Source organism: Nonomuraea basaltis, from assembly GCF_005893125.1.
Taxonomy (GTDB): Bacteria; Actinomycetota; Actinomycetes; order Streptosporangiales; family Streptosporangiaceae; genus Nonomuraea; species Nonomuraea basaltis.
The window spans coordinates 1-401 of sequence record NZ_VCJS01000663.1 but is presented as its reverse complement, the minus strand read 5'-3'; the positions used below and the strand labels follow the sequence as shown (position 1 = coordinate 401).

The window sequence follows — 401 nt, the reverse complement described above, 5'->3', positions numbered from 1 at the left end:
GGCTTGCCGGTCTCCTCGACGATCCGGACAGCGCCGTCCCGGAAGTCGGGATCGAACCTTCGTCGTGTCTCTGCCATCGCCTGGTCCTCCTCTTAGGCGATGCCTCAACGATACGAGGGGAAACCCAGGAGCTGTACCGCAAGGACTACGGCTTCCCCATGAGCCCCGAGCAGTGGAACACCCGCCCCGAGTCCATCGCCACGTGGGGCTCGCCCGAGCAGCACGGCTCCGACGACGCCTCCCAGCCGCTCGCCACCGCGGACGTCAGCGCCAACTAGGGCGTGTCCCGTGGATCTTTGATGGCAGTTTGGTGTAGATCTTCCGTGTGGATGAGGAGCGTCTGAGTCGTCATGATCTGACGGATGAGGAGTGGGAACGGCTGGTGCCGCTGTTGCCGGTCA

1 protein-coding gene is annotated in these 401 nt (G+C 64.3%); it reads left to right on the top strand.

Annotation, left to right across the window (positions count from 1 at the left end):
• A partial coding sequence (locus tag EJK15_RS74085; protein WP_206062451.1) for a hypothetical protein occupies nucleotides 1-278 on the top strand: 278 nt, incomplete at its 5' end.
• Between the last annotated feature and the right edge of the window lie 123 nt (nucleotides 279-401).